The sequence below is a fragment of the Sphingomonas sp. QA11 genome (assembly GCF_028473665.1).
GTDB lineage: Bacteria > Pseudomonadota > Alphaproteobacteria > Sphingomonadales > Sphingomonadaceae > Sphingomonas > Sphingomonas phytovorans.
Map to the genome: position 1 here is coordinate 1,117,890 of NZ_CP098774.1, position 26,416 is coordinate 1,144,305.

Consider the following 26,416-nt stretch of genomic DNA (forward strand, 5'->3'; position numbering starts at 1 on the left):
CTCGCCCGTCTGCCTGGGGCCTCAATCGTTAGAAGGATCATGAAGTGACCGCAATCATCGACATCCACGCGCGCCAAATCCTCGACAGCCGGGGCAACCCGACGGTCGAAGTCGACGTGTTGCTCGATGACGGCTCCTTTGGTCGCGCCGCCGTTCCCTCGGGCGCGTCGACCGGCGCGCATGAGGCGGTCGAGAAGCGTGACGGCGACAAGAGCCGCTGGCTGGGCAAGGGCGTCCAGCAGGCGGTCGATGCCGTCAACACTGAGATCGCCGACGCGGTGCTTGGCCTCGAAGCCGAGGACCAGGCCGATGTCGACCGGGTAATGATCGATCTGGACGGTACGGAGAACAAGGGGCGGCTTGGCGCGAACGCGATCCTCGGCGTCAGCCTGGCGGTGGCCAAGGCGGCCGCCGATGCGCGCGGCTTGCCGCTCTATCGCTATGTCGGCGGGGTTTCCGCGCATGTGCTGCCGGTGCCGATGATGAACATCATCAATGGTGGCGAGCATGCCGACAATCCGATCGATTTCCAGGAATTCATGATCGTGCCGGTCGGCGCTGACTCGATCATCGAGGCGGTGCGCTGCGGCTCGGAGATTTTCCACACGTTGAAGAAGGGCCTGCATGACAAGGGCCTGGCGACGTCGGTCGGTGACGAGGGCGGTTTCGCGCCCAACATCGCCTCGACCACCGACGCGCTCGACTTCATCATGAGCTCGATCGAAAAGGCCGGCTACAAGCCGGGCGACGACGTCATGGTGGCGCTCGATTGCGCCGCGACCGAGTTCTTCAAGAACGGCAAGTACGACATCTCAGGCGAGAACAGGATCCTTTCAAGCCACGAGATGGCTGAATATCTCGCCGACCTGACTCGCCGCTATCCGATCTTCTCGATCGAGGACGGCATGGCCGAGGACGATTTCACTGGCTGGAAGGCGCTGACCGACCTGATCGGCGACAAGGTCCAGCTGGTCGGCGACGATCTGTTCGTGACCAACCCGAAGCGGCTGAAGCAGGGCATCAAGGATGGCCTCGCCAACTCGCTGCTGGTGAAGGTCAACCAGATCGGCACGCTGACCGAGACGCTCGAGGCGGTGTCGCTGGCGCAGCGCAGCGCCTATACCGCCGTCATGTCGCATCGCTCGGGCGAGACCGAGGACGCGACGATCGCCGATCTCGCCGTCGCGACCAATTGCGGGCAGATCAAGACGGGCAGCCTCGCGCGCTCCGACCGGCTCGCCAAGTACAACCAGCTCATCCGGATCGAGGAGGAACTCGACGAGTCGGCCGTCTATGCCGGCCGGTCGATTCTTCGCGCTTGAATAGGTAAAATTCCCGCTTGATCCACGAGTCGCATGGTGCGAGAATCGTGGAATGGCAAAGCGCTCCACCTTCCGCACCCTGCTTCGTCGTGCCGGTCCGCCGGCCGCGTTGCTGATCGTGGGCGCGTTTTTCGGCGGCTATGCCATCATGGGGCCGAATGGCGCGCTCGCTTATGGCGATATCCAGCGCCAGCTGAACAAGCGCGAGGGCGACCTGGCGGCGCTGGAGAAGCGCCGCGCCGAGTTGAAGAACCGGGTCGCGCTGCTCGATCCGCGCCATGCCGATCCGGACATGGTCGACGAACTGGCGCGCAGGAAGCTCAACGTGGTGCATCCCGACGACATGATCGTCGATCTGGGCAAATAGCCTCTCCAGGCTGCAGGCGGCCTTCCGCCCGGGCTGGCGCAGGAAGCGCCAAGCTGCCAGCATTCCCCGATAAACGAATCAAAGGGAGCGGGTATGCGCAGGATATTGCTTGCCGGAATCGCCTTGCTGGCGGTGACGGCATGCGGGCCGTCGGAAACGAAGCCCATGTCGAACGATGCCGAACTGGCACTGCCGACCGGCAGCTGGGCGACCTTTCGCGACGCCTTTATCGAAGGATGGTTCAAGCTCGATCCGGCCAATGCGGTCTATCAGGGACGGCATGATTTCGACGGCGGGCTCGGCGACTGGAGCGAGGCGGGACTGAAGCGGCAGGCCGATTTCCTGCGCGCCTCGATCGTGAAGGCATCGGCGTTCGATGCCGGCAAGATGAGCAAGCAGGACGCGTTCGAGCGCGATTATCTGGTGCAGGTCGCCGAAGGAAAGCTGTTCTGGCTGACCGATGCCGATCAGCCCCACACCAATCCTGCCTGGTATATCGGCGCGGGCCTTGACCCGAACGTCTATGTCGCCCGCAATTATGCCGATGCGCCGACCCGGATGAAGGCGATGATCAAGTTCCTGCGCAAGGTGCCGGGCGCCGCGGCGAACATCCGCGCGAACCTGAAGACGCCGATGCCGCTGAGCTTCATCAATTACAGCGTCGCCGGCTTCAACGGGTTCGCCGATTATTACACCGGCGACGCGAAAAAGGCTTTTGCCGGCGTGCAGAGCCCGGTGCTGCAGGACGAGTTCAACCAGGTCTCGGCCGCGGCGGCGAAATCGATGCACGATCTGGCCGCCTATGTCGAAAGCCAGCGGGGCACGGCGACTCAGGGTTTCGCGCTGGGCGCCGATAAATTCGCGCGTATGATCAAGATGACCGAGGGCGTCGACGTGTCGCTCGACCAGCTCGAAGCGGCGGGCAGGGCGGATATGAAGCGCAACCAGGACGCGCTGAAGGCTGCGTGCGCTCAATTCACGCCGGGGGCGACCATCCCGGCCTGCATGGCGAAAATGAACGCCAACAAGCCTGTCGGCGGTCCGGTCGCCGAGGCGCGGCGGCAGATTCCCGAACTCAGGGCCTTCGTGATCGCGAAGGACATCGTTTCGATCCCCGATGCCGAGCAAGCGCTGGTCGAGGAGAGCCCACCCTATAACCGGCAGAACTCCGCCTATATCGATCCGCCGGGGCCGTTCGAGAAGGGCATTCCGTCGATCTACTATATCTCGCCGCCTGATCCGGCCTGGACGCCGGCCGAGCAGGCGGGGTTCATCCCCGGTAAGATGGATTTGCTGTTCACCTCGGTCCATGAGGTGATGCCGGGGCATTTCCTGCAATTCCGCCACGCCAACCACTCGCCCTCGCTCTTCGGGCGGCTGTTCGTCGGCTATGCCTATGCCGAGGGCTGGGCACATTATGCCGAGGAGATGATGTGGGATGCCGGGCTCAACAATGGCGACCCGGAGACGCATGTAGGGCAGCTTTCCAACGCCTTGCTGCGCAACTGCCGCTATCTGTCGGCGATCGGCCTGCATGCGCGCGGCATGACTCAGGAGCAGTCGCGCAAGATGTTCGTCGACGAATGCTATCAGGACGAGGGCAGCGCTAAGCAGCAATCGGCGCGCGGCACCTATGATCCGGCCTATCTCAACTACACGATGGGCAAGCTGATGATCCGCAAGCTGCGCGACGACTGGACCGCGACTCATGGCGGGCGAAAGGGGTGGAAGGCATTCCACGATCAGTTCCTCAGCTATGGCGGTCCGCCGATCCCGCTGGTGCGCAAGGCGATGATGGGCGACGACGGCAAGGCTGTGTTCTGATCGATCGGGCCGACCCGCATATGGCGGGTAGGCCAGGTCCTGCCTCTATTGTTGCCGGCTCACCGCTTCGGGCTGGGCGTGCTCCGCCTCTTCGGGACGTGGATTGCGGATCGAGGGGCGGAGGCGCGCGACGCTGCATAGCCCGGCGATCACCGCGAGGCTGGCCGAGACCATCGGCGGAATACGCCCGTCGCCGACGCCGAGCGCCAGCAGCGCGGCGACGAGGGTCGCGCCGGTGGTCTGTCCTGACAGGCGGACCGTCGAGACCAGTCCTCCCGCGGCGGCGGCCCGCTCGCGCGGTGCCGATCCGACCAGCAGCCGGGCATTGGGGGGCAGGTAGAGGCCGAAGCCAGACCCGCACAGCGCCATCCGCCAGGCGATGTCGAACAGGGTCGGGTCAGCTGGCATGAAGGCGATGAGCAACAGGGCGACGACGGAAACGGCCATGCCGATGCCGCCCAGGATGCCAGCAGGCACGCGATCCGACAGGAAGCCCGCCGCCGGCGCCACGATCATGTTGGTCAGGGGCCAGGGGGCGATGGCGGCGCCGATCGCCGCGGCGCTGAAGCCAAGCGCGTGGAGGCGGAAGGGCGTCGAGATGAGCAGGGTCATCGACGCGGTGAAGGCGATGAAGCCGCCGATCGCGGAGAGCGCCAGCACCGGGCGCACCAGCAGGTCGATCGGCAGGATCGGATTGGGCTCGCCGCGCTCGCGCCGGACGAAATAGATGCCGATGATGATGCCGACCAGAACGATCGCGGCGGAGACGACCGGGCTGTCGCCATGGACCATGCTCTCCAGCCCGCCGATCACCAGGCCGAACATCGAGGCGCAGAGCACGGCGCCGTACACGTCGAAGGTGGCGTGGCGCGCGCGCGGGTTGGGGATCGCGCGGCCCAGCGCGAGGCTGGCAAGCGCGAAGGGTACCGCGCTGGCGAACACCCAGGGCCAGGGCGCCACTGACAGGATCAGGCCGCCGATGGTCGGTGCGATCGCCGCCGAACTGGTCACCACCACCGAATTGATGCCGAGCCCGCGACCGAGCTGGTTGGAGGGATAGATCTGGCGGATCAGGGCCGAGGATACGCTGAGCACCCCGGCGGCGCCGATCGCCTGCGCGGCGCGCACGATCAGGAGGAAGGGCAGGCTCTTGGCGAAAAAGCACAGGATGGTCGCGACGGTGAAGATCGCCTGGCCCGCCTGATAGGCGTTCTTGAGCCCGATCCGCTCTCCCAGCCCGGCAAAGGGCAGGAGCAGCATCACGAGCATCACCTGATAGACCGTGACCACGGAGACGACCGCGCTTTGCTGGACACCGAGATCGCGCGCGATGGTCGGCAATGCGACATTGGCGACGCCGCCGTCGATGATGACCAGCGCTGATCCGAAGGACATGGCGGCGATGGCGACGTAGCGGCGCGGGAGGGGAAGTCCGTCGCCCGCATTGTGCTTGTCCGGTTCCTGCCCGCGGCCGAGAAACCCGAGCGCGAAGCCTTGCGCGCCCGACGTGCCTGCGGCGCCGGTATCCGCGGGAAAGGAGGGCGGAGTCGTCACTCACCGCCTATGCGACAAAAAAACCGACTTTGGGAAATATTTCGAAGGGCCGGAGCGGTGCTTCGACCGCCCCGGAGGTAGTACGATCAGGTGAGCGAAACTTCGGCGACCTTGTCCCTGTAATCCTGCTTCGGATCGACGCCGAGCAATGTCTTCACGCCGGCGAGCAGGCTTGAGCCGTTGAGCCAGATCTGCGCGCGTTCGGGATCGAGGCGGAGCAGCTGAAGCTTGGGGTCGTCCTTGCCGCCTTCGAACCAGGCTGCGACGAAGGGATTCCACAACCGGTCGATCACCGCGCGGTCGTCGGACAGCGACAGCGTGCCATGGATGCTGGCGAACAGGTCATGTCCCTTCGAGGCGAAATGGGCGAGCGCCCGGCTGGCCTGGCCTTCGCGCAGCTCCCTGGCGAGATCGGTCTCTTTCGAGGTGAAGAACCAGATCGGACCGCGATCTTCGTCGCCGTCGATCTGGGCGGTCATCGGCTGGGCACGGCCGTCCTCGACTCCGTCGAGCCCAAGCATCACGGTCATGTCGGAGCGGAGTGATTTCCAGAATTTGGCGGTGATGTCCTGCGTGTCTGGCATGGCGATATCCTTCATGTTGCCCGGTCCGAACGGGCGGGCGATTGCGCAAGTTCCCCCAAATCGGGCACTCGGTTCGTCGATCCCCACTTGCTGCGATGCAGCATATTATTGTATGCGTTCACGCATGAAACTAGCGATCGAGAGCGACAAGGCTGTGCCGCAGGGTCCGGTTCCGACCATTTTCGAGGCGATCGTGCGCAAGCGCTGCGTGGTCGCGACCTATAACCGCGTCACCATGACGCTGGCGCCGCACGTGATCTATACGAAGCATGGCGACCTGTTCATCGATGCCGTTGCGATCGAGAAGGACGGCAAGCCGCCCCGCGAGGAGAAGATCGGCACGTTCAAGCTGGCCGGGCTCAATGAGCTGCAGCTGACCGAGCGTGAATTCCCCGCGAGCGCGCTGTTCCACGCCAACGATGCGAAATATGTCGAGGCGTTGATCGCGGTCGAGGCGGCCTAGGGCGCTGCCCGTAATCCCCGATCCGTTCGGGCTAATGGTTGGCCGGGTTTCGGCCGTGATTTCCTAAAGAACCCATTCCACCGACAGGAAGCCCTTGGTCGTATCGGTCTGGAACCAGTCTGCCTTGTAGCGCGCCAGCCGTGCGGCGACCGTGAATCGGTGGAGTTTCGCCTGGGCGAGCAGGTCGATCTCGTCCCCATAATGCTGCGACAGGCGGTCGCTCTCGAAATGATGCCAGGTCGCGACGAACCCGATGCCGCTGATCGGCCCCTTCATCTTCCAGTTCGCGCCAAGCGTCCCGTAGAGATCGCGAATGCCGTTGGGCGGCGTGGTACCGAACTTGCCGGCCCAGCCCTGGAACCGGAAGAGTGAGGCGAGCGGCGTCTGGAAGCTGGTGAGTGCGGTGCCATGATCGGCGCCGAGCACTTCGTACCCGGCGGTCGCGGCGAGGACTTTGCCGGTGAGACTTGCCTCGGCGAGATAATAGTTCGCCGCATAACGGTTCGGGTTGCGGCGATAGTCGCTCTGGCGCGCCGCGCTGGCGATATAGCCTAGCTTCCACCCCGGGGCGACGGGCTGGCTCCCGGCGAAGCGCACGCCATAGCTCTGGCTCGACAGGCGATACCCCTGCAAGGCAGCCAGGTCCTGATCGACCAGATAGGCGAAGCCGGTGAGCGTGCCGATCGGCGCGGCATAGCTGACCAGGCCGAACCAGTTGCTGCCTGGCACCGCGGTCGGGCGGGCGCCGGTGCCGTCGATGCCGTTCACGGTGCGGACGCTCCAGACATAGCTCGCATCGATGGTCAGGCGGGGAATGCCCGCCCAGGCCACGCGCACCGCGTCGAAGGTCTGCTCGTTCTGGCGCCAGGGCGCCGGGCCAACGAAGCGCTGGTCAGCGAGATCGAGCACCTGCCGCCCCACGGTGACGCTGGTCTTGTGCGCTGCGTACCGGATCTGCGCCCGATTGAGCTCGATATTCTGCGGATCGAGGACCAGCGGCAGCGGCCTGCCGTTGAACCCGTCATTATAATGGTTGCCGATCCCGATCGTCGCCTCGCTCTCGACCAGCGCCGTCCAGGGACCGGTGCTTGCCTGCACGCCACTGCGGATTCGCAAGGTCACTGCATCGGCCTTGTCGGCAATGCCGTCCTGATCGACATGCTCGTAGCGGAGGCGCGCATCGGCCAGCGGCTTCAGCGTCACGTCCTGCGCCGTGGCGGACTGTGCATATCCCAGCGCCGCGAGCCCAAGGGCCCGCGCCATCGTCCTGCTCATGGGAAATCCTTCAGGAAAGGGAAGCGGGCGGCGCTTGGCCGTCCGCTCCGGGGGGAGCCTTCAGGCCGGTTCGGCGGCAAGCCCGCCGTCGATCGCGCCGAGCTCGCCCGAGGCGCGCGCGTCGCGGCCATAGACCAGCTCGAACAGGGGGCCGGCCATCATCGTCGTGACGATCGCCATCAGCACCAGCATCGAGAAGAGCGTCGGGCCGATGATGCCCTTTTGCAGGCCGATATTGATGATGATCAGCTCCATCAGCCCGCGCGAGTTCATCAGCGCGCCAATGCCGAGCGCCGTGCGGTTGTCCTCGCCCGCGATCCGCGCCGCGAGATAGCAGGCGCCGCCCTTGGCGAGGATCGATGCCGCCAGGATGCCGAGCGCGATCAGCAGCAGCATGGGAGAGTTGACCATGTCCAGCCGGGTGTTGAGTCCTGAATAAGTGAAGAACATCGGCAGCAGCAGGACGACCGCGAGCGGCTCGATCTTCTTCTTGAGCTGCTCGGCGAACAGGCCGCGCGGCATCACGACGCCCAGGATGAAGCCGCCGAAGATGGCATGGATGCCGACCGCATCCATCAGGAAGGCGGACATGCAGAACAGCATCAAGGTAATGGCGAGCACGGTGACGCTCATTTCCCCGGCGCGCTCGACCGCCCGGCCGAGGGGCGCGAGCAAGCGCTGGCCGAAGAGGACGATGAACGCCGCATACGCGAGGCCGCCGCCAATCGCGAGCACCGCGACGCCGGGTCCCCCGCCGAAGGTCGCCAGCACTACCGCCAGCACGCACCAGGAAACGGCATCGTCGAAGGCCCCGGCCGTCAGCGACAGCGTGCCGAGCGACGTGTCGGCAAGGCCGCGCTCGTTGATGATCCGGGCGAGCATCGGGAACGCGGTCAGCGCGATGCAGGCGCCCATGAACAGGGTGGCGTTGGCGGGCGAGATATCCTTCGCGAACAGGCCCGGCACGCCAAGCAGGAAGGGCGTGATCAGGAAGGCGATCAGGAAGGGCGCGGCGATCCCGGCGAAGGAGACGCTCATCGCGCTCTTCGCCTTCGACTTGAACTTGTCGAGCTGAAGCGTGGTGCCGACCAGGAACATGTAAAGCCCGACGCCGAGCTGCGATCCGGCATAGAGGACGCTGCGAGTCTCCTTGGGGAAGATCGCCCCTTGCAGGCCCGGGAAAAGCAGGCCGAGCAGCGACGGCCCCAGGATGACGCCGGCGATCATCTCGCCGACCACCTGGGGCTGGCCGAGGAATTTCTTGCCGGCCCAGCCGACCACCCGGCAGGCCAGCAGGATCACCGCGAGCTGGAGGAAGAAATGGACGCTGAAGTCGCCCGGCGTATAGCTTGCGGCCGCGGCCGGCGCTGCCGGACCATGGGCTGACAGCACGCCGCCGACCGTTGACCAGATGCTGTCGATGACCCCTTCGGCCATATGATTCCTCCCCCGTTTCGGTTTTTCCCCGCGGCAATCCAGGTCACCGCAGTCATGAAGGGGAAGAAATCGGGCGGGCGGCGCAACTGGAAAATGCAGCCCGGGTGCCGCTCGTTGTCATTTTTCCGGCTCGAGCCTCCCGGCTGTTGCGACGCGGCCACATAGTAGTAATGTACCTACAAGTTAGCGCGAACATTACAGGCATATGGATTGGGGAATCGGCGCGATGAAGCTCGTCTCAAGTCGTGATTTCAACCAGGATGTGACCGCTGCGAAACGCGCCGCGCGACTCGAGCCTGTCTTCGTCACCGATCGCGGCAAGCCGACTCATGTGCTGATGAGCATCGACTCGTTCCGCCAGCTTACCGGCCAGACCGAGACGATCGTCGACCTGCTCGCGATGCCGGGCCTGCCGGAGATCGACCTGTTGGGCGACGCCGGCACTGCCTGGAGCCGGCACGGGGCGGCGGGTTGATGTACCTGCTTGATACCGGCGTCGTCTTCGAACTCCGCAATGCGCGCGCCGGGCAGACCGATCCGCGCTTTTCGGGCTGGGCCGCCGGCCTTGTCAGGCAGAACCTGTTCATCTCGGCGCTGAGCCTGCTCGAGTTGGATAGCGGCGCGGCGCGGACGGCGCAGCGGGACAAGGCAGGGGGCCTCGCGCTGCGCCAGTGGATCGACGACCAGGTGGTACCCGCGTTCGAGGGGAGGATCCTGCCGGTCGACACCGCCATAGTGCTGCGGCGTGGTCAGCTTTCCTATGCCGATGCGCGGGACGGCTTGCTCGCCGCGACCGCGCTCGAGCACGGGCTGACGCTCGCCACCCGTCATCCCGGTGCGTTCAAAACGGGGCGGGTCAAGCTGCTCAATCCCTGGGCCTATACGCCCGACGCGGTCGAGGAGGATGGCGACTGGCGCCAGGCCGCCAAGGCCGGGCCGCTCTGGCTCAAGAATCTGTTCGTCAGGGCGTGACGATAGGGCATGAAGGCATGATGAGCCGGAAACGCAGCATCCTGATCGTCGGCGGCGGCACGGCCGGCTGGATGACGGCTGCCTATCTCGCCAAGTTCCTTGAACTGTCAGGCAATGAACGGCTTGAGATCAGGCTGCTCGAATCGCCCGAGATCGGCATCATCGGGGTGGGCGAGGGCACTTTCCCGACGATCCGGAACACGCTCCAGTTCATCGGCATCGACGAGAGCCGCTTCATCCGCGCGACAGCGGCGACATTCAAGCAAGGTATCCGCTTCGTCGACTGGGTGCGGACGCCGGAAGAGGGCGGGCACAGCCATTTCTTCCATCCGTTCGAGGCGCCCTTCCATGCCGAGGGCGTGAGCCTGGTGCCCTATTGGCTGCTTCAGGACGAGAAGACGCGGCGGCCCTTCGCCGAGGCGATGACGATCCAGAACCGCGTGGCCGAGGCGCAGCGCGGGCCAAAGGGGCCGGGCGAGGGCGATTTTTCGGGTCCGCTAAGCTACGCCTATCATTTCGACGCGACGATGCTCGCGCAGATCCTGGCCGAGCGCGCCCGCGAGCTTGGCGTGGCGCATCTCCAGGGCCTGCTCAACCATGTCGAGATCGACGGGACCGGGGCGATCGACCATGTCGTCACGGCGGAGCAGGGCCGGCTCGATGCCGACCTGTATATCGACTGCACCGGTTTCCGGGCGGAACTGATCGGCCGGGCGCTGAAGGTGCCGTTCAAATCCGTCCGCTCGATCCTGTTCACCGACCGGGCGCTTGCCTGCAAGATACCCTATGAACGGCCCGACGCGCCGATCGAGAGCTATACCATCGCCGCCGCGCACGAGGCCGGGTGGACCTGGGACATCGGGTTGAATGGCGCGCGGGGGATTGGCTGCGTCTATTCGAGCGACCACATCTCCGACGATCGCGCCGCCGAGATTCTGCGCGCCTATGTCGGGCCGGGCATGCAGGATATCACGCCGCGCCATATCCTGTTCGAGCCCGGCTATCGCGAACGGCAATGGGTGAAGAATTGCGTCGCGGTCGGCCTGTCGGGCGGGTTCCTGGAGCCGCTCGAATCGACCGGGGTGCTGGTGATCGAGGCGGCGATCGGCATGATCGCCGAGATGTTCCCGCACAACGGCCCGGTCGATGCGCCCGCGCGCCGGTTCAACGAACTGATCGCGGCGCGGTACGACAATATCGTCAATTTCCTGAAGCTGCATTATTGCCTCAGCCAGCGCCGCGAGCCCTTCTGGCGCGACAATGCCGACCCGGCCTCGATCCCGGATCGCCTGGCCGACCTGCTCGACCAGTGGCGGCACCGGCCGCCGGGGCGCTTCGACTTCACGCTCGACCTCGAATCCTTCGCCTTCTTCAACTACCAGTACATCCTCTACGGCATGGGGTTCAGGACCGACCTGGCGCCCAGCCGAAGCGACTTCCCCAATGTCGGCGCAGCGGAGAAGACCTTCGCGCGCATCCGCAATTTCGGGGAACGCGCCACGCTCGACCTGCCGTCGCATCGTGCCCTGATCCAGCAGATCAACCGGACGGGCTGAGCCCGGCATCGGGCGATTGCCGCGGCAATCCGCTGCATACGGTTTCGTCGCATCGTTGAAGGGGACAGGCGGGATGCGCTTGCCAGCCTTTGAGCGGCGCCTGTAAGGCTGTGACGGTATCGTAACCGTCAGTGTAACCAAGTCATCCAGCCTGTTGATTAACCAAGCCAGCCCTTTTTCGCGATCAGCGAGCCCTCGGCAATGGGCGATCGTGCGCGCGACGGGGGTCTTGCGGCGATGATGGTCCCGTTCGCTCTGGCCTGGTCGCTCCTGGCGACACTGCCGACCAATGTCGGTTTCCCCCTGCGGACCCGGGTGACGCCGGGGCCGGACCAGCCGGCGCGCGCGGTGGCGCGCATGGTGGGCGGCATCATCAGCTATACGCGCTGGCCGGGGGATGCCGCCGCCGCGATGCGCCTTTGCGTGATCGGCAAGACACGCTTCGCCGACCGCCTGGGCGAGGCGAGCCCAGTCGCGGGACGGCCCATCTCGGTCAATCGGCTGGCGACGGGCAATCCGACGATCGGGCAATCCTGCGACATTCTCTATCTTGGCGACCTGCCTGCCGGCCAGGGCCCGCGGACGATCGCCGGGATTCGCGGCCGGGCCATCTTGTCGATCGCCGAGTCAGATCCGGCGTGCCGCGGCGGAACGATGTTCTGCCTCGACATCAAGCCGCTTGAGATATCGTTCCAGCTCAGCCTCGATGCGATCTCGCGCGGGACGGTGCGGGTCGACCCTCGTGTCCTTCGCCTGTCCGACGCCGATGGGGATGCGTCGTGATGCCGCCGGCAAGGCCGCTTCCCACGCTTCGCGCGGTGCTGGCGCGGGTGCATTTCCGCGTCACGCTGTTCGCCGTCGGCATTGCCGGGCTGACCGTGCTGCTCGCGGGCTTCGCCACGATCGTCGACTATGCCCAGCAGAACCTTCATCTGGTGGCCCAGTCGGCCAGCTATACGGTCGCACCGGCGATCATTTTCGACGACCCGGAGGCTGCGCGCGAGAGCATCGCACCGCTTGCCGCGGCAGAAGGCGTTGCGGAGATCGCCGTCGTCGCCTTGCGTGGCGGACGCGAACTGGTCCGGCTGGGCCATCCGGAAGAGCATGACGACCTGTTCGGCATCGACTGGCTGACCGCGCGGCTGGTCTTCCCGGACATCGTTGCCGCGCCGGTGGTGCATCGCGGCGTCACGATAGGCGAGGTGCGGGTGCGCGGCGATCCCGCGGTCGTCGGAGGGTATATCCGTCGCGGCCTGGCCAGCGCGCTCGCGTGCCTGCTCATCACCGCCATCGCGACTCATTTCCTTGCCAGCCGGCTTCAGCAAGGCGTGATCCGCTCGCTGAACGCGATCGCTGCGGTCGCGCACAATGTGCGGGAGGAACGGGCGTTCGGTCGCCGAGCGCCACCGGCCGGGATCGCCGAGATCGATGCGCTTGGGCGCGATTTCAACGCGCTGCTCGACGAGCTGGACGAGTGGCACGTGCATTTGCGGCGCGAGCGGGAGGAACTGAGCCATCAGGCGCGGCACGACACGCTGACCAACCTGCCGAACCGGGTCGATTTCGAACATCACCTGGCCATTGCGCTCGACCAGGCGCGCGACGGCGGCGAATCCTTCGCGATCCTTTATCTCGACGGCGACGGCTTCAAGGCGGTGAACGACCGATATGGCCATGCCACGGGCGATCATGTGCTGATCGAGATCGCGGCCCGGCTGCGGGCGTCGATCCGCGCCCAGGATATTGCGGCGCGCCTTGGCGGAGATGAATTCGCGGTTCTGCTGCCCGCGCCAAGCGGCATGGACGCCGTCGCCCGGGTGCGCCAAAGCCTGGCCGAACGCATGGCCGAGCCGATCGCGCTGTCGTCCGGCGAGACACTGGCCATGAAGCTCAGCGTCGGCGCGGCGGTGTTCCCCCAGGATGGCGCCGATATCGCCACGCTGCTGAACGTCGCGGATGCCGGAATGTACGCCAGCAAGCAGGCACTGCGCGAAGAGCGATCATAAGCGGTTTTTTTGGGTTTTTGGCAAAGGAAAGACGGTTCGAATATGATGTCCCGACTGTTTCCCAAGGCGATCCTCGGCGTTGGCCTGTTCCTGCTGGCCGCTTGCCAGACCATGGCCGATCATGGCGGCTGGACCAGGGCCCAGGTCGCCGCGCTCCGTGCCAACGGCTTCGCGAAGACAGAGCGAGGCTGGGAGTTCGGCATGCAGGACCGGCTGTTGTTCGCGACCGACGAAAGCGAAATCCGGCCTCGGCAGGTCATCGTCATCCGGGACATTGCGAGCAAGCTGGTCGCGGTCGATATCCGCCGCGCCCAGGTCGAGGGCCATACCGACCGCACCGGGACCGCGCGGCACAATGATGCGCTTTCGGTACGCCGCGCCGCCGCGGTTGCCGACGCGCTGGCGGGTGGCGGGATACCGTTGGCCAATATCCGGGTCGAGGGGCTGGGCGCGCGCTATCCGATCGATACCAATGCCACCAAGGCGGGACGGCAGGAAAACCGCCGTGTCGTGATCCTGATCGCGGCTCCCTAGAGTCGTTTTCAGGGTCGCTGGGCTGGCATCGCCACCATTTCAGCTTTGCTGAAACGGACTCTAACGCGGCGACCAGCCGGGTGGGGCAAGCTCGAAGCCGGCGAATTCGAAAGCGGGGGTGACAACGCAGCTGACCAGGCCCCAGCCGAGTTGCGCCTCCGTGGCCTGCCACGCGCCAGCCGGAACGATTGCCTGGGGCAATTGTCCCGCCAGCACGTTGCCGCCGAGCAGGTGTTCCTGCGGCGCGCCATCGTCGACCAGCAGCCGCAACGGGCTGCCGGCATGCCACAGCCACATCTCCGCCGCGTCGACGCGATGCCAGCGCGAGCTCTGGCCGAGTTCGAGCAGGAACAGGATGGCGGTCGCCAGGCCGCGACCGGTGCCGGGTGCGGGTTGGCGGAACGTCTCGCGATACCAGCCGCCCTCCGGATGGGGCGTGAGCTCCAGCCTGGCGATGAGGGCGGCGGCGTCGCTCATGCCTTGATGAAGGCCAGGATGTCGACGTTCAATACGTCCGGATGAGTCGTGCACATACCGTGCGGATAGCCCGGATAGATTTTCAGCGTCGGTTTCTGGACCAACTCCGCCGACAGCAGGGCAGCATCCTTGTAGGGCACGATCTGGTCGTCGTCGCCGTGGAGGATCAGGCAGGGCACATCGATCTTTTTCAGATCGTCGGTGAAGTCGGTTTCCGAAAAGGCCTTGATGCAGTCGTAATGCGCTTGGGCCGATCCCATCATGCCCTGAAGCCACCAGTGATCCATGATCCCCTGCGAGATCGTCGCGCCCTCGCGGTTATAGCCGTAGAAGGGTAAGGGCACGTCCTTGTAGAGCTGGGCACGGTTGGCGGCGAGCTGCGTGCGGAAGCCGTCGAACACCTCGATCGGCGTGCCGCCCGGATTGCTGTCGCTCTTGACCATGATCGGCGGCACCGCGCCGATCAGCACTGCCTTGGCGACGCGCGCCGTGCCGTGCCGTCCGAGATAGCGGGCGACTTCGCCGCCGCCGGTCGAATGGCCGATATGGACCGCATCGTTCAGGTCGAGCGCGGCGGTCAGTTCAGCGACGTCGTCGGCATAGGTGTCCATCTCGTTGCCGAAGGACGGCTGGCTGGAGCGGCCATGGCCGCGACGGTCGTGCGCGATCACGCGATAGCCCTGCCCGAGGAAGAATAACATCTGCGTATCCCAGTCGTCGGCGCTCAGCGGCCAGCCGTGATGGAACATGATCGGCTGCCCGGTGCCCCAGTCCTTGTAGAAGATATCGGTGCCGTCCCTGGTAGTTATGGTGCTCATCGCGGTATCTCCTCGTAAGGTGAAGACGATAGCCGGCCGGATCGTCAGACCCGCGACGGCAATGGTCTAGGCCCGTATGGTGACACTATCCATCATCCCTGGAGAGGATCGGCGCGCTTCGATCAGCTTGACCACGAAGATGGCGAAGATCGCGACCAGGGCGCCGGCGATCATGTCAGTCAGATAATGCGTGCCTTCTACCGGCGTGGATAGCAGCATGGCGATATTGACGATGGTCAGCGGCCAGCGCAGCCGGCGGAACGGCCAGGCGGCGGCGATGAATAGCACGGCGCTGGCGGTGTGGAAGCTGGGCGCCGAGACGAGCCCGCGCAGATCGCCGAGATCGACATGGCTGATCATGTGCAGGCGCAGCTCCGGAATGATCGTCGATTCGGAGAGCTGGCTGACCGGCATATAGGGGATTGGCCCCTGCCATTGCGAAGCGAGCGGCCCCTGCGCCGGGATGAAGCAGAACAGGACGAGGGAGATCACCGCCGCGAGCCAGAAGGAGGCGATGAACGAGCGCGCCGCCCCGCGATGATCGCGCCAGGCGAAATAGCCGAGCAGGATCGCTGGCGTGATGTAGATGCTCTGATAGGCGGCCGTGCCGAGAAGCTGGAGCGACCGGTGGGCGACGACCAGATCGTACCATGCGAGCCAGTTGAAGCGCAGCATGTCGTCGATGCGCTGCAGCGTGGGATCGATGAAGCCCTGGGTGCCGGCTGACAGCGGATAGGTCGCGATGGCGCCCATCAGGGAGATCAGCGTGAATAGGCCGAAATATTCGGCGATGTCACGGGCGATGCGGCGGCCGGGCGTAGGCGGATGGCGCAGCGCATAACGCGTCGCGGCGGCGGTGACGCCCAGCGTAAAGAAGATGATCGTGCTCCACGCCCAGGGGTCGATCCTGAGACCCTGCCACAGCATCAGCGCGATCAGGGTGGCGAGGCTGAGCAATGTGCCACCGGCGACCCAGGCGCCCGGAATGGCATGGGCGTGATCGGTGGCTGGGTCGGTTTGCGCATCGTCGCTGAGGCGGGTGGCTCGGAAAGTCGGTCGGGAAAAGTGGAACAAACGCATGCCTCGAATTGGGGCGCCGGGACGGCGTGCCTGCTGATCTGGTTCACGATGGGCGTGCTGTGACGCCGATATCGTGAACGGGCCATGACGTCCCCATGAACTTGCTACACGGCGAGGACCACCTGATCTGGGTTAACACAGGCAATGAACGACTCGCAACAGGTTGGAATTGCATAGCGAAGCCTGCGGAGCCCGGTTGAAGCCACGAAGGACGGGCGATTTTTGCCGGTTGGTCCAGGAACGGGATATGATCGATGAGCATCTGGCGCTGAGTCCGAACCCTAAGTAACTATCGAGCCTGCCGAGATCGCGTATCGAGGGGCAGGCGTTTTGCGGGCCGCCTCTGAGTCGATACGGCCACGTCTGCTAGGCTCCGCTCGGGATGAAAATAGGGGCGATCTCGATCACGATGTTCTTCTAGACGGCGCGCGTGGCGTCGCCCGGGCAATCGGTCGGAAGTACGGGCCGTGGATCGGCGCGTTGCACCGGCAGGAAGTGATGGATGCCGGATTCCTCCGCTGCGATCCGGGCGCGAAGCCGCCGTATCAGGGCTTGAACCTCGCGGCGATAGGAGGACCATTCCGTGGTGGCTGGCAGTCCTTTCCAGCGATCCATATGGTTCTCCAAATCGTCATGGAGGGTGCGGAGCTGAGCCCGGGATTGGGTCGCGAGTTGCGCGATATGCGGTCTGCGGTCTCCCATCAACGGCACGAGCAAAAGGGCGTCGTCGTTCGACAGATGACTCAGCACCTCACGCGTGAAGTTCCAGCGAGACCGCATGAGAAGGCCGTGGGTTTCGGGGCGAGGCCCTGCCACAATCGCTTCCAGCGATCCGGCCAGTTCCAGGATCCGGCGATGTTCGCATTCCAGCTTCGCGATCGGCATTCGACACCCCTGTGTTCACTGGCGATGTTAGCGAAAGCAGGGCAACCAAGGTGTTGAGGAAGGCTATTGTGTAAGTACGTAAGCCATTGGTCTAATCTAGATTAATAAGGGTATCGGAAGACATAAGATTTGAATGGAACAGTCAGCTTTCGCGCTTGTTGTATTGCCATCGAAACGATCGAGAGGAGCGTGTTGTGGGAAAAGGTGTTTTGCTGTGGCTGATCGGCATTCCACTTCCGATCATCATCCTGTTGCTGATCTTCTGGCACTGACGGGTGCGCGGTTTTTCGTAGAATATGAGATCCTGGCAGGGCTGAGATGTGCCGGCTACGTCTATTTCGGCACGTCCAGCCCGAGTTTCCTGGCTTTCTCTGGAAGATTCTTCTGCATCGCGATAGCGGCGTCGATATCCGCCTTCGCCTGTGCCGCCAGTCCCATCCTGTGTTCGACGAGGCCACGTCCGTAAAGCGACCAGGCCATTTTCGGCTGAAGCGCCAGAGCTTCGTTGTAATCCGCCAGTGCCTTGTCGAGATCGCCGCTGCGAAGCCTCGCCAGGCCGCGACTGTCGAGAAACGCCGCGGTGTGCGGCCGGAGCCTGAGGGCGCGATCGCAATCCCCGATCGCCTTGTCGAGGTCCTTGCCGGAGAGTGCCCGTGCCCAGCAGCGGCCATTGAGCGCCATCGGCATGCGATTGTCCGCCGGATGGGCTGCGATCCAGCGGTCATATTGGGACACGGAGGCGCCGGGATCGTCGAGCGATTCATAATAGGCGCCCAGTGACAGGCGTAAATCGGAGGATTCCGAGAGCATGCGATCGGCCGCCTCCAGATCCGCGCGGGCGCCTGTCCGGTCGTCGGCGCGGAAACGGACCGATGCACGCATCAACTGTGCTTCCGGATAGTCGGGCTTGAGGGTCAGCGCGCGATCGAGATCGATCCTTGCCTCGCCTGGCTTCTCGGTGCGGACGAGGATAAGCGCGCGCTGATACCGATAGTCCGCATTGTCCGGGGCGAGATCGACGGCGCGTGTCAGATCGGCGAGGGCGCCCTTGAAATCGCTGCGTGCTGCGCGTGCGTTGCCGCGAAGGCTGAAGTCCTCCGCGGTGACAGGGCCGGTGGCTGGGACTCCGCCCGCAGCGGGGGCAGGCGCGCTTTTCGCTTCAGTCGCCGCCATCGCTTCGGCCTTTCTGACACTCAGATCGAAGACAGGGCCGCCATTATAGGTGAAGAACATCCGCCGCTGCGCGTTCGATACATAGACGCGGTGCGAAAGGAAGAAGTCGGCGCCGATCAGCATGTCGAAGCCACTTTCGTTGATATCGGCGAAGCGGAGGCGGATCTTGCGGATTTCCTCATTGCCGATCTTCAGGCCCTGGAACGGCCCGATCCAGCTTGGATAGGTGCGCCGCCCGAGGCCGCCGGTGGAACCGGCAGGCTCCACGCCGGGCATGTCGGGCTTGATGCCAGCGCGGGCCGCGGCGCCCCTGGTCAACATCGAGGTGGGGGCGCCCGTATCGAACACGGCGCGCAGCTTCACGCCGTTCAGGATCACCGTGGCTGCCGTGTGCGACAGGATGGAGGTGGGCGCTTCGATCTCGAGCTCCGAGACGGCGAGCGCCTTTTCCTTTGCCCAATAGGCAAGATTCACATTGTTGCAGTTCTTTGCCCGCATCAGGCGGATGGCACCGCCGGCAAGATCATATTCCACGTCGCCGATGCCGAGGACGTTCTGGCCGAGCAGCCCGGTGCCGCCGATCTCGCTGCCACCGACCATGAATTCGATATTGTGCAGGGTGACCGGCCCCAGGCCGAAATCCTTGACCCGCGCGACCGATATGCGCGTCTCCCCGCCGATGCCGACAATGTGCATGTTCCCGGGCGCATCGCTCAGCTTCAATCCAAGCTCGGCGGCCGAACCGGGCGAGATGGCGCTGTAGAAGGCGCCGCTGTCGACGATGAATTTCACCTCGCGGCCGTTGATCCTGGCAGGCACCATCGGACGGAGACCGGACATGGTGACCGGCAGGGCGAGCATCTGGCCGACGGAGCATTTGGTTTCGGCGACGGCGGGCAGGCTTGTAGCGCCGGCAACAAGCGTGGCGAGAATGGCCAGGGTCCGCATCCAGGGTCCTCTTCTTTTTCTTTGCCGCGTGTCGCGCCGGCATTGGTCGCGCGGACCCGGGGCGCGGTCAAGCTTGTGTCGACGAGGTCGTTCAAGCAGGTTTGCCGCTCCAGCGGATCGCATGGGGTGATGGGATGGTGCGGCCGTGATAAACCGTGCCATGACCAAAGCCATTGAAGTGCCTGCGCCGTCCGACAGTATGCTGGCGGCGCGCTACGCCGGCGCTGATCTGCTGGATGCCTATGCCATCGCGCTGCCGGTGGCGGCCACGGAAGATATCGAGCGGCTGACGCGAGCGGTGCTTGCGCGGCCGGCGGGCTGGACACGGGCGTTGATGCGCATCCGCGATGGGGTGATGGCGCCGCTGGGGGTGAAGACGTCAGCGGCGATCGCGCGCAACGCGAGGGGAGAACTGATGGACTTCTTCCCTGTCGTTGAACGATCGGCACGCGAACTGGTCGTGGGCGAGAACGACCGGCACCTCGATTTCAGGACTTCCATCCTGCTTCGCGACACGGCTGACGGCGAAGGGCGGGAGCTTGTCGCGATCACGGTGGTGCATTGCCACAACCTGCTGGGGCGGGCCTATCTTACTGTGATCGCGCCGTTCCACCGGATGATCGTCAGGTCGTATCTTGACCGCGCGGCGGCACGGGGATGGCGATGAACCGGGATACCTTACCGGTTCAGGCCGGAACGGCCTTGCCCCGAGTCGCCACCAGGTTCTTCAGGACGGCGATGCGTTGCCGCTCCTGGCTGGAGTCCCGCGAGGGATGCGCCTGAATCTGGTCGAGAAGGGCGCGAAGCTCCTTCTCCCATTGTTCGCCGTTGATAGTGGACATGATGCCTCCATGCTTCACGTTGCGCCCGTCGAAACGACGATGGGATGCGCAGGGTTCCGTTCCCAACATATAGGGCGCCGGGCGTTAAATCCGAACCCCCGTTCTCGTCGAATAGCCGTCGAGCCCGTCGAGATGGCATATCGAGCTTCGCCTGCCCGGCACGAATGGGAACAGAGGACGACGCCGATTCCCGGAACGATACTCTGGTCCAGGGAAGGGATCGTTTGAAGGCACTATTCCGACGGTCCTTTCTGGCCGCGGCACCGTCGGATCGTTTCGGTCTGGCTGCGCAACTTTCCGGGCGGTCCGTCAGTTCTACCTGAATCGCCATGTCCATGCGGAGTATATCAATGCGCAACGCAATCCTCGCTTTCAGCGCTTTCTCGCTGGCAGTCCCAGCGACGCTGATGATTCCGGCGGGTGCCGCCGAAGCGCGCACGCGGCATCACTACACGCACGGTACCTACAGCCATCATAGCCGTCATGGTTGCCGCTATTCGAAGGGCACCACCGGTCTCGTGGCCGGGGGTGTCGGCGGAGCGCTGGTCGGGCGGTCGATCCTCGGTCACGGGCTGCTCGGCACGGTGGCGGGTGGCGTTGGCGGCGCCTTTGCCGGACGAGCGATCGACCGGTCGATGACCGCGCATCGCCGTTGCCGCTGAGGGTAGGCTGAAACCGCGGGGATGGGCTCCCCGCGGGTGGTCACGCGTCGGCGCGGTGGGGCAGCTTCCAGCCCGGCCGCACGAAGTGGCAGGTGTAGCCGTTCGGAATCCGCTCCAGATAATCCTGGTGCTCGGGTTCGGCTTCCCAGAAATCGCCTGCGGGAGTCACCTCGGTGACGACCCTGCCTGGCCAAAGGCCGGACGCATCGACATCGGCGATGGTATCCTCGGCCACGGCCTTCTGCGTCTCGCTCATATAGAAGATAGCCGAGCGATAGCTTGCGCCGACATCGTTGCCCTGGCGGTTCCGCGTCGTCGGATCGTGGATCTGGAAGAAGAATTCGAGCAGGGCGCGGAAGCTGGTGACGTCGGGATCGAAGACGATCTCTATCGCCTCGGCATGATTGCCATGATTGCGATAGGTCGCGTTGGGCACCTCGCCGCCCGAATAGCCGACTCGGGTTGAGATCACGCCGGGCTGGCGACGGACCAGATCCTGCACGCCCCAGAAACAGCCACCTGCAAGAATCGCGGTTTCCCGGTTCATGCCACTTCCTCCACCTGAGCCAGATAGGCGCCATAGCCCTGGGCCGCCATGTCGTCGCGATGGACGAAGCGGAGCGAGGCCGAATTGATGCAGTAGCGCAGGCCCCCGCGATTGCGCGGCCCGTCATCGAACACATGGCCGAGATGGCTGTCGCCATTGGCCGAGCGTACCTCGGTACGAACCATGCCGAGGCTTGCGTCGCGCAGTTCGTTCACATTGGCTGGCTCGATCGGCTTGGTGAAGCTGGGCCAGCCGCAGCCCGATTCATATTTGTCGGTCGATGCGAACAGCGGTTCGCCGGAGACGATATCGACATAGATACCCGGCTCCTTGTTGTTCAGGTACTTGCCCGTGCCGGGGCGTTCGGTCCCGCTCTGCTGCGTGACATAGAATTCTTCCGGCGACAGGGCGGCGACGGCATCGGCCGTCTTGCGATACTCGGTCATTGGGTATCTCCTCTTCGCAGGGAATATGGGATCGCGGCGCGGATTCTTCCACCGGGGAAGTTGTGCCCGGCCGACGACCCTCTCAAACGGGAAACGAGGAGGACTCTGACGGCGTCATCCCGGCTCGTGGCAGACGAATTCGACGAGGCGATCGTCCGGATCGCGGAGATAGCCGGCGTAGTAATTCGGGTGGATATGCGGGGCGAGCGCCGGTGCGCGGTCGATCCGGTGGCCGGCCTCGCGGCCGAGCGCATAGATACGGTCGACCGTGGCGCGATCCGGCGCGCGGAAGGCGAAGTGAACATTTGCCGACGGTTCGCCCTCGACCAGGAAGACATCGAGCGACACGCCGTCGCCGAACCCCTTGGCCGGTCCGTCGACCCTTTGCGCATAGCCCAGCGGGGCGAGCAGGTCGGCATAGAAGCAGATGCTCGCCGCCAGATCGCGGGTCCTGAGTTCGAGATGGTCGATCATGATGGTCTTTACCTTCTGAGCGGGGCTCAAGAGCGGGAAGGGGAGGCTGGCCCGTCGACATTGCCGCCGCAGAGCGGGACGACGACCTTCTGCCCTTCCCAGCGATCGGGCTGGGCGATCAGGGCGGCGAGGCCGGCCGCGCCGGCCGGCTCGACGGTGAGGTCGAGATGCTCGTCGATAAGCGCCATGGCGGCGCGAATGGCGTCGTCATCGACCAGCACGACGTCATCGACGACCGGGCGGATGCAGGAGACGGCATAGGGGATCGGCACGCGGACCGCGATGCCGTCCGCGATCGTATCGACCGGGGATCTGTCCTCCCGCTGGTTCAGCACCGCCTGCGCCATCGCCGGCGCCCCGGCCGCCGCGACGGCCACGACCCTGACTCCGGGGGCGGCACTGGCCAGCCAGGCACCGACCCCCGACACCAGTGCCCCGTTGCCGAGCGGCAGCAGGATATGGTCGAACGAGTCGGCGTCGCGCGACAGTTCGACGCCGATCGTGCCGGCGCCCTCGGCGATGGCTGCCTCGGCGCCGTCTTCCACGTAAATCTGGCACAAGCGCCGTGCATGGGCGGCCGCGAGTTCCTTCGCGGCGTCGAAATCATGCCCGGCGAGCCGGACGTCGGCGCCGAGCGCGTTCATCGCCGCGACCTTGCAGGCGGCTGCATTGACGGCGGCGAAGATGGTAACCGGAATGCCGCATCGCCGGGCCGCCCAGGCAAGTCCCTGGCCGAAATTGCCGGCGGATCCGCACACCAGATGCTCATTATGGTCGAGCCCGGCGACCAGGGCGCAGGCGCCGCGACCCTTGAAGGAGCGGATCGGATTGGCCGTCTCGTCCTTGAACTGGATCTGGGCGCCGACGGCGCGGTCGAGCGCGGGGGACCGACGCATCGGGGTGTCGCGGAAGACCGGGTCGATCATATCGAGCGCGGCGGCGATTCGGGCGGGGGTTGGGTATCGCATGGCCGGTAGGATATCGGGCAGTGGCGCGGGAAATCGGCGAAGATGCCGTCTGAAATGCCGGAAACCGGCGAATGATCGCTATAGATGACGGACCATGCCGAACACCGATCTCGACCGATTCGACCGCAAGCTGCTTCAGATCGTGCAGCGCGAGGGCGATCTTACCGCTGACGCGCTGGCTGAGCGGGTCGGCCTGTCAGCGTCGGCCGTGCTTCGGCGGCTGAAGCGGTTGCGACAGGATGGCGTGATCCTTGCCAATGTCGCGCTGGTCGATCCGGTAAAGGTGGGCAAGCCGAGCTTCTTCATCGTCGCGCTTGAGATCGAGCGCGAGCGGCCGGAACTGGTGGGCCGGCTGCGGCAATGGATGGCGGCGGAAGATTGCATCCAGGAGATATTCTACGTCACCGGGACGGCGGATTTCATCCTGGTCGTCGCGGCGCCCGATATCGAGGGCTATGACGCACTCATGAGCCGGCTGGTCGCCGACAACCCCAATGTGCGCCGCTTCACCACCAACGTCGCGCTTGGCGTCGGCAAGCGCAGCCTGGCGATTCCGGTCAATGTGGTCGACGAACCGCGCGCCCGGCGGGACCCTTGATCGCGAGCGGCCGGCCATATTGAAGGACCCTCATGAGCACCCTGTCCGTTGATCCGATGATGCTGCACGCCTGGCTGGCGGCGCGTTCCATTGCGCGGGGCCTGCCGGCGCCGGTGCCCGAGCATGGCGGGTTCCGCGTCGAGACCCACACCGACGAGGAGATCAGGCGATGGGTGTTCCCACGGGTGGGGACCGGGCTCGTCGAACTCGGCAGAACGATACATGAGCCTCTGCACCTGCTGAAATTATGCGGCCCCGCCGACGCCTTGCTGGCTTCGCTGCCGCACGGCTGGCAACTCCATCCGCCGACCTATTTCATGACGGCTACGACGGGGTGGACCGAACGGCCCTTGCCCGCGGGCTACAGCGTCGAGGTCTCCCGCCGCGACACGGTGATCGAGCTTCGGGTGATGTCAGACAGCGGCGATCTGGCGGCGAGCGGATACGCAGCTGAAACGGCCCATGCGTTCATCTACGATCGCATCATCACCGCGCCGGATCATCGCCGGAAAGGTCTTGGCCATGTCGTGATGGCCGGCCTTTCCCGCGCCCGGCAAAATCCCGATATACCTCAGTTGCTCGTTGCCACGGAGGAGGGCCGGGCGCTTTATTCCACCCTTGGGTGGCGAACGCTTTCGCCCTATTCAACCGCGTCGATCATGGCCGGCTGATCCGGCATTCGGGCGCCCTCGGATGGATGTCAGAAGAACTCGTCGAGCATGAGGTGGAAGCTGATCTTCCGCTCGTCGGGCTGGTCGATGCCATAGGTCGCGAAGAACCGCTCCTGCAGCGGTCGCCCGAATTCGGCGAGGCCGTGCCACACGATCGCGAGATCCTGGTAGCGATCGGCGATCCCGGCGCGGCCCGCATCGATGCAGCCGGCATCGCCATTGTCGGCGATGAGGATATTGTCGAGCGAGATGTCGCCATGAGTGACGACCGGATCGGGCGCGAACGGCAGCAGGGCGGTCATCTCGTCCCAGACCTGCTCGGCGGTCCAGCCCTCGCGCTCCTCGTCGAAATCGTCGACATCGACGAGCCCGGCATCGAGCCGCCAGCGCGCTTCGCCGAGCCGGAAGCGATGGTCGCTGTTGAACGGGCAGCTTTCCGCCGGGATGGCATGCAGCCGGCGCAGGAAATGCGCGATCGAATCGACGATGGCGATCCGGTCGCCGGGCCGGCTTTCGAGCAGCTCATAGGCTGTCTGGCCGGGCAGGGCGGTCATCAGCAGCCACGCCTCGTCCGGCGTGGTGATGAAACAGCGGATGGCGGGCACCGCGATATGCGAGGCGAGCCAGCGCAGGCGCGCCATCTCGTCCGTCACGTCCGCGATGGTGAGGTCGTGCGCATGCTTGAGGTAGAGATCGGGCTCGTCCCCGGGCCCCTGCAGGCGATAGACGGCGTCCCCTGACTCGCCGACGATATTCCGGGACCAGCGATGGCCCTGCACCAGCGGTGCAAGGGTGGCCGGAAGGGCGATCGGCTGAATGGCGGTCTCACGCGGGGCGGTTGTCATGGGCCTGGCTCTTGAATCACTGGGTCGATGTCGATCCCGGTAAAATCGCCGTCGCTACAGGGCAAGAGGCGGCCGGAAACATGCTTGCGCCATTCGCTTTTCGGCAAGGATTACGGACTAGGGTGTCCCGGCGTACTGGAGGCTGCTGTCCTTGATCGAGATCGAAGTTCAGAACGAGACGCACCAGACTCAGGTCGGGCTGCGCTTCGCTGCCGTCCCGCGGATCGGCGAGGGCCTGCGGCTGCGCCAGCCGGACGGCTTCTGGGCCTCCTATGATGTGATCGACGTGTGGTACCAGAAGGCCGAGTTCGGCGAGATCTGGGTGCCCTATATCCATGTCCGGATGACCGAGGCCGACCAGGCAGCGGTCGCCGCGACGAGCCAGGTCCTCAGCCAGCGGGAGCCGCAGCCATTCACGGTCTGATCAAGCGCCTGCGCGGCCCGGGGGCGATCGGCCGGTCCGCGCCCCTTGCCGATGAAGCACCGCCGCCTGTGGCGGTAGTGCCGGAGCCCGTGGCGCCGCCGCGCCCGCGGCACTGCCTGCTGGTCGAGGATTCTCGGGTGATCCGCAAGGTCGCCCACCGCATCATCTCTGGCCTCGGCTATCAGGTGATCGAAGCCGAGAATGGCGAGGAGGCGCTGGCCCGCTGCAAGGCGGCGATGCCGGACCTGATCCTGCTCGACTGGGAAATGCCGGTGATGAGCGGGGTCGAGTTCGTCGCCGCGCTGCGCCGGATCGAAGGTGGCGTGACCCCGAAAGTGGTGTTCTGCACCTCCAAGTCGGAAACCACCGACATCTACCGGGGCATCGGCGCCGGCGCTGACGAATATGTCACCAAGCCGTTCGACCAGCAGACGCTGCTGGCCAAGCTTCAGCGGATCGGGGCGGCATAACTAAAGCGCCGTTCGCGAAATCTGAACTATTGAAGACGCGGCTTCCATCCCTTCTCTCGCTTCCCCGGCGAAGGCCGGGGCCCAGTTGGAAGGTCGATGTAACGTCTCGCAGCATCCGCCAGGCTCGCCCCCCACCTGGGCCCCGGCCTTCGCCGGGGAAGAAGGGAAGTGTACGCTCGCTCGCGACTGGATTT

General features: G+C 65.1%; 31 protein-coding genes. 16 read left to right on the plus strand and 15 right to left on the minus strand.

Going from position 1 to position 26,416, the window contains the following annotated elements; all coding sequences use genetic code 11:
• Window positions 1–44 precede the first annotated feature (44 nt).
• The 3 genes from eno (at window position 45) to NDN01_RS05305 (ending at window position 3,513) form a co-directional block, all read left to right on the plus strand.
• On the plus strand, window positions 45–1,322 hold the full coding sequence (gene eno, locus NDN01_RS05295; RefSeq protein WP_272626323.1) for a phosphopyruvate hydratase: 1,278 nt from the start codon (window positions 45–47) through the stop codon (window positions 1,320–1,322).
• 52 nt (window positions 1,323–1,374) lie between these two features.
• Window positions 1,375–1,689 carry an FtsB family cell division protein gene (locus tag NDN01_RS05300; protein WP_272626324.1) on the plus strand — a complete coding sequence of 105 codons (315 nt, stop codon included), beginning with the start codon at window positions 1,375–1,377 and terminating at the stop codon, window positions 1,687–1,689.
• Window positions 1,690–1,782: 93 nt separating this feature from the next.
• Complete coding sequence (locus NDN01_RS05305; RefSeq protein ID WP_272626325.1) at window positions 1,783–3,513, plus strand: DUF885 domain-containing protein; 1,731 nt, start codon at window positions 1,783–1,785, stop codon at window positions 3,511–3,513.
• A gap of 45 nt (window positions 3,514–3,558) precedes the next feature.
• On the opposite strand, the gene NDN01_RS05310 is transcribed toward NDN01_RS05305, so the two are convergent.
• Both NDN01_RS05310 and NDN01_RS05315 read right to left on the minus strand, forming a co-directional pair.
• Complete coding sequence (locus NDN01_RS05310; protein WP_272628035.1) at window positions 3,559–4,908, minus strand: MFS transporter; 1,350 nt, start codon at window positions 4,906–4,908, stop codon at window positions 3,559–3,561.
• A gap of 245 nt (window positions 4,909–5,153) precedes the next feature.
• Window positions 5,154–5,651 (minus strand): pyridoxamine 5'-phosphate oxidase family protein, encoded by a 498-nt coding sequence (locus tag NDN01_RS05315; protein WP_272626326.1) that lies wholly within the window; start codon window positions 5,649–5,651, stop codon window positions 5,154–5,156.
• A 124-nt stretch (window positions 5,652–5,775) separates the two neighbouring features.
• On the opposite strand from NDN01_RS05315, the gene NDN01_RS05320 reads away from it, so the two are divergent.
• Window positions 5,776–6,114 carry a hypothetical protein gene (locus NDN01_RS05320; protein ID WP_272626327.1) on the plus strand — a complete coding sequence of 113 codons (339 nt, stop codon included), beginning with the start codon at window positions 5,776–5,778 and terminating at the stop codon, window positions 6,112–6,114.
• A gap of 63 nt (window positions 6,115–6,177) precedes the next feature.
• On the opposite strand, the gene NDN01_RS05325 is transcribed toward NDN01_RS05320, so the two are convergent.
• Complete coding sequence (locus NDN01_RS05325; RefSeq protein WP_272626328.1) at window positions 6,178–7,389, minus strand: alginate export family protein; 1,212 nt, start codon at window positions 7,387–7,389, stop codon at window positions 6,178–6,180.
• A gap of 60 nt (window positions 7,390–7,449) precedes the next feature.
• The gene (locus NDN01_RS05330; protein ID WP_272626329.1) at window positions 7,450–8,826 is read right to left on the minus strand and encodes a cation:proton antiporter; all 1,377 of its coding nucleotides are present in this window, start codon (window positions 8,824–8,826) and stop codon (window positions 7,450–7,452) included.
• A 226-nt stretch (window positions 8,827–9,052) separates the two neighbouring features.
• Between NDN01_RS05330 and NDN01_RS05335 the strand changes: the two genes are divergently transcribed.
• From NDN01_RS05335 to NDN01_RS05360, 6 genes are all read left to right on the plus strand, one after another.
• Window positions 9,053–9,301 (plus strand): type II toxin-antitoxin system Phd/YefM family antitoxin, encoded by a 249-nt coding sequence (locus NDN01_RS05335; protein WP_272626330.1) that lies wholly within the window; start codon window positions 9,053–9,055, stop codon window positions 9,299–9,301.
• Window positions 9,301–9,798, plus strand: coding sequence for a PIN domain-containing protein (locus NDN01_RS05340; RefSeq protein ID WP_272626331.1), 498 nt, complete (start codon window positions 9,301–9,303; stop codon window positions 9,796–9,798). The genes NDN01_RS05335 and NDN01_RS05340 overlap by 1 nt, the downstream gene beginning before the upstream one ends.
• A 17-nt stretch (window positions 9,799–9,815) precedes the next feature.
• Window positions 9,816–11,354 carry a tryptophan halogenase family protein gene (locus NDN01_RS05345; protein WP_336298348.1) on the plus strand — a complete coding sequence of 513 codons (1,539 nt, stop codon included), beginning with the start codon at window positions 9,816–9,818 and terminating at the stop codon, window positions 11,352–11,354.
• A gap of 201 nt (window positions 11,355–11,555) precedes the next feature.
• Entirely contained in the window at window positions 11,556–12,137 is a 582-nt protein-coding gene (locus NDN01_RS05350; RefSeq protein WP_272626332.1) for a YfiR family protein, read from the plus strand.
• Complete coding sequence (locus tag NDN01_RS05355; protein WP_272628039.1) at window positions 12,137–13,360, plus strand: diguanylate cyclase domain-containing protein; 1,224 nt, start codon at window positions 12,137–12,139, stop codon at window positions 13,358–13,360. Before NDN01_RS05350 ends, NDN01_RS05355 begins: the two co-directional genes overlap by 1 nt.
• 42 nt (window positions 13,361–13,402) lie before the next feature.
• Window positions 13,403–13,894: an OmpA family protein gene (locus NDN01_RS05360; RefSeq protein ID WP_272626333.1), complete on the plus strand. Its 492-nt coding sequence runs from the start codon at window positions 13,403–13,405 to the stop codon at window positions 13,892–13,894.
• 60 nt (window positions 13,895–13,954) lie between these two features.
• On the opposite strand, the gene NDN01_RS05365 is transcribed toward NDN01_RS05360, so the two are convergent.
• The 5 genes from NDN01_RS05365 to NDN01_RS05385 form a co-directional block, all read right to left on the minus strand.
• Window positions 13,955–14,371, minus strand: coding sequence for a cupin domain-containing protein (locus NDN01_RS05365; protein WP_272626334.1), 417 nt, complete (start codon window positions 14,369–14,371; stop codon window positions 13,955–13,957).
• Window positions 14,368–15,189, minus strand: coding sequence for an alpha/beta fold hydrolase (locus NDN01_RS05370; protein WP_272626335.1), 822 nt, complete (start codon window positions 15,187–15,189; stop codon window positions 14,368–14,370). Before NDN01_RS05370 ends, NDN01_RS05365 begins: the two co-directional genes overlap by 4 nt.
• Window positions 15,190–15,255: 66 nt before the next feature.
• Window positions 15,256–16,269 carry a phosphatase PAP2 family protein gene (locus tag NDN01_RS05375; protein ID WP_272626336.1) on the minus strand — a complete coding sequence of 338 codons (1,014 nt, stop codon included), beginning with the start codon at window positions 16,267–16,269 and terminating at the stop codon, window positions 15,256–15,258.
• A gap of 417 nt (window positions 16,270–16,686) precedes the next feature.
• Window positions 16,687–17,154, minus strand: coding sequence for a hemerythrin domain-containing protein (locus NDN01_RS05380; protein ID WP_272626337.1), 468 nt, complete (start codon window positions 17,152–17,154; stop codon window positions 16,687–16,689).
• Window positions 17,155–17,487: 333 nt separating this feature from the next.
• Window positions 17,488–19,275 carry an aspartyl protease family protein gene (locus tag NDN01_RS05385; protein ID WP_272626338.1) on the minus strand — a complete coding sequence of 596 codons (1,788 nt, stop codon included), beginning with the start codon at window positions 19,273–19,275 and terminating at the stop codon, window positions 17,488–17,490.
• A 160-nt stretch (window positions 19,276–19,435) separates the two neighbouring features.
• Here NDN01_RS05385 and NDN01_RS05390 point away from each other — a divergent pair, with 160 nt between their 5' ends.
• The gene (locus tag NDN01_RS05390) at window positions 19,436–19,942 is read left to right on the plus strand and encodes a DUF2867 domain-containing protein (RefSeq protein ID WP_272626339.1); all 507 of its coding nucleotides are present in this window, start codon (window positions 19,436–19,438) and stop codon (window positions 19,940–19,942) included.
• Window positions 19,943–19,961: 19 nt separating this feature from the next.
• Here NDN01_RS05390 and NDN01_RS05395 read toward each other — a convergent pair whose 3' ends face one another.
• Complete coding sequence (locus tag NDN01_RS05395; RefSeq protein WP_272626340.1) at window positions 19,962–20,117, minus strand: hypothetical protein; 156 nt, start codon at window positions 20,115–20,117, stop codon at window positions 19,962–19,964.
• Between the two features lie 350 nt (window positions 20,118–20,467).
• Between NDN01_RS05395 and NDN01_RS05400 the strand changes: the two genes are divergently transcribed.
• The gene (locus NDN01_RS05400; RefSeq protein ID WP_272626341.1) at window positions 20,468–20,779 is read left to right on the plus strand and encodes a hypothetical protein; all 312 of its coding nucleotides are present in this window, start codon (window positions 20,468–20,470) and stop codon (window positions 20,777–20,779) included.
• A 40-nt stretch (window positions 20,780–20,819) separates the two neighbouring features.
• Here the strand turns inward: NDN01_RS05400 and msrA are convergent, their stop codons facing one another.
• From msrA to NDN01_RS05420, 4 genes are all read right to left on the minus strand, one after another.
• A complete protein-coding gene (gene msrA, locus NDN01_RS05405) occupies window positions 20,820–21,326 on the minus strand; it encodes a peptide-methionine (S)-S-oxide reductase MsrA (protein ID WP_272626342.1) in 507 nt (168 codons plus the stop codon).
• Entirely contained in the window at window positions 21,323–21,772 is a 450-nt protein-coding gene (msrB, locus tag NDN01_RS05410; protein ID WP_272626343.1) for a peptide-methionine (R)-S-oxide reductase MsrB, read from the minus strand. Before msrB ends, msrA begins: the two co-directional genes overlap by 4 nt.
• Window positions 21,773–21,886: 114 nt before the next feature.
• Window positions 21,887–22,246, minus strand: a complete 360-nt coding sequence (locus NDN01_RS05415) for a VOC family protein (RefSeq protein ID WP_272626344.1) — start codon at window positions 22,244–22,246, stop codon at window positions 21,887–21,889.
• 26 nt (window positions 22,247–22,272) lie between these two features.
• On the minus strand, window positions 22,273–23,214 hold the full coding sequence (locus NDN01_RS05420; RefSeq protein WP_272626345.1) for a pyridoxal-phosphate dependent enzyme: 942 nt from the start codon (window positions 23,212–23,214) through the stop codon (window positions 22,273–22,275).
• 94 nt (window positions 23,215–23,308) lie between these two features.
• On the opposite strand from NDN01_RS05420, the gene NDN01_RS05425 reads away from it, so the two are divergent.
• Window positions 23,309–23,812 (plus strand): Lrp/AsnC family transcriptional regulator, encoded by a 504-nt coding sequence (locus NDN01_RS05425; protein WP_272626346.1) that lies wholly within the window; start codon window positions 23,309–23,311, stop codon window positions 23,810–23,812.
• Between the two features lie 32 nt (window positions 23,813–23,844).
• A complete protein-coding gene (locus tag NDN01_RS05430; protein ID WP_272626347.1) occupies window positions 23,845–24,483 on the plus strand; it encodes a GNAT family N-acetyltransferase in 639 nt (212 codons plus the stop codon).
• 29 nt (window positions 24,484–24,512) lie between these two features.
• Here the strand turns inward: NDN01_RS05430 and NDN01_RS05435 are convergent, their stop codons facing one another.
• Window positions 24,513–25,328 (minus strand): APH(3')-I family aminoglycoside O-phosphotransferase, encoded by an 816-nt coding sequence (locus NDN01_RS05435; RefSeq protein ID WP_272626348.1) that lies wholly within the window; start codon window positions 25,326–25,328, stop codon window positions 24,513–24,515.
• A 151-nt stretch (window positions 25,329–25,479) separates the two neighbouring features.
• Between NDN01_RS05435 and NDN01_RS05440 the strand changes: the two genes are divergently transcribed.
• Window positions 25,480–25,752, plus strand: coding sequence for a hypothetical protein (locus NDN01_RS05440; protein WP_272626349.1), 273 nt, complete (start codon window positions 25,480–25,482; stop codon window positions 25,750–25,752).
• Window positions 25,753–25,829: 77 nt separating this feature from the next.
• On the plus strand, window positions 25,830–26,222 hold the full coding sequence (locus NDN01_RS05445) for a response regulator (RefSeq protein WP_272626350.1): 393 nt from the start codon (window positions 25,830–25,832) through the stop codon (window positions 26,220–26,222).
• The last annotated feature ends 194 nt before the right edge of the window (window positions 26,223–26,416 follow it).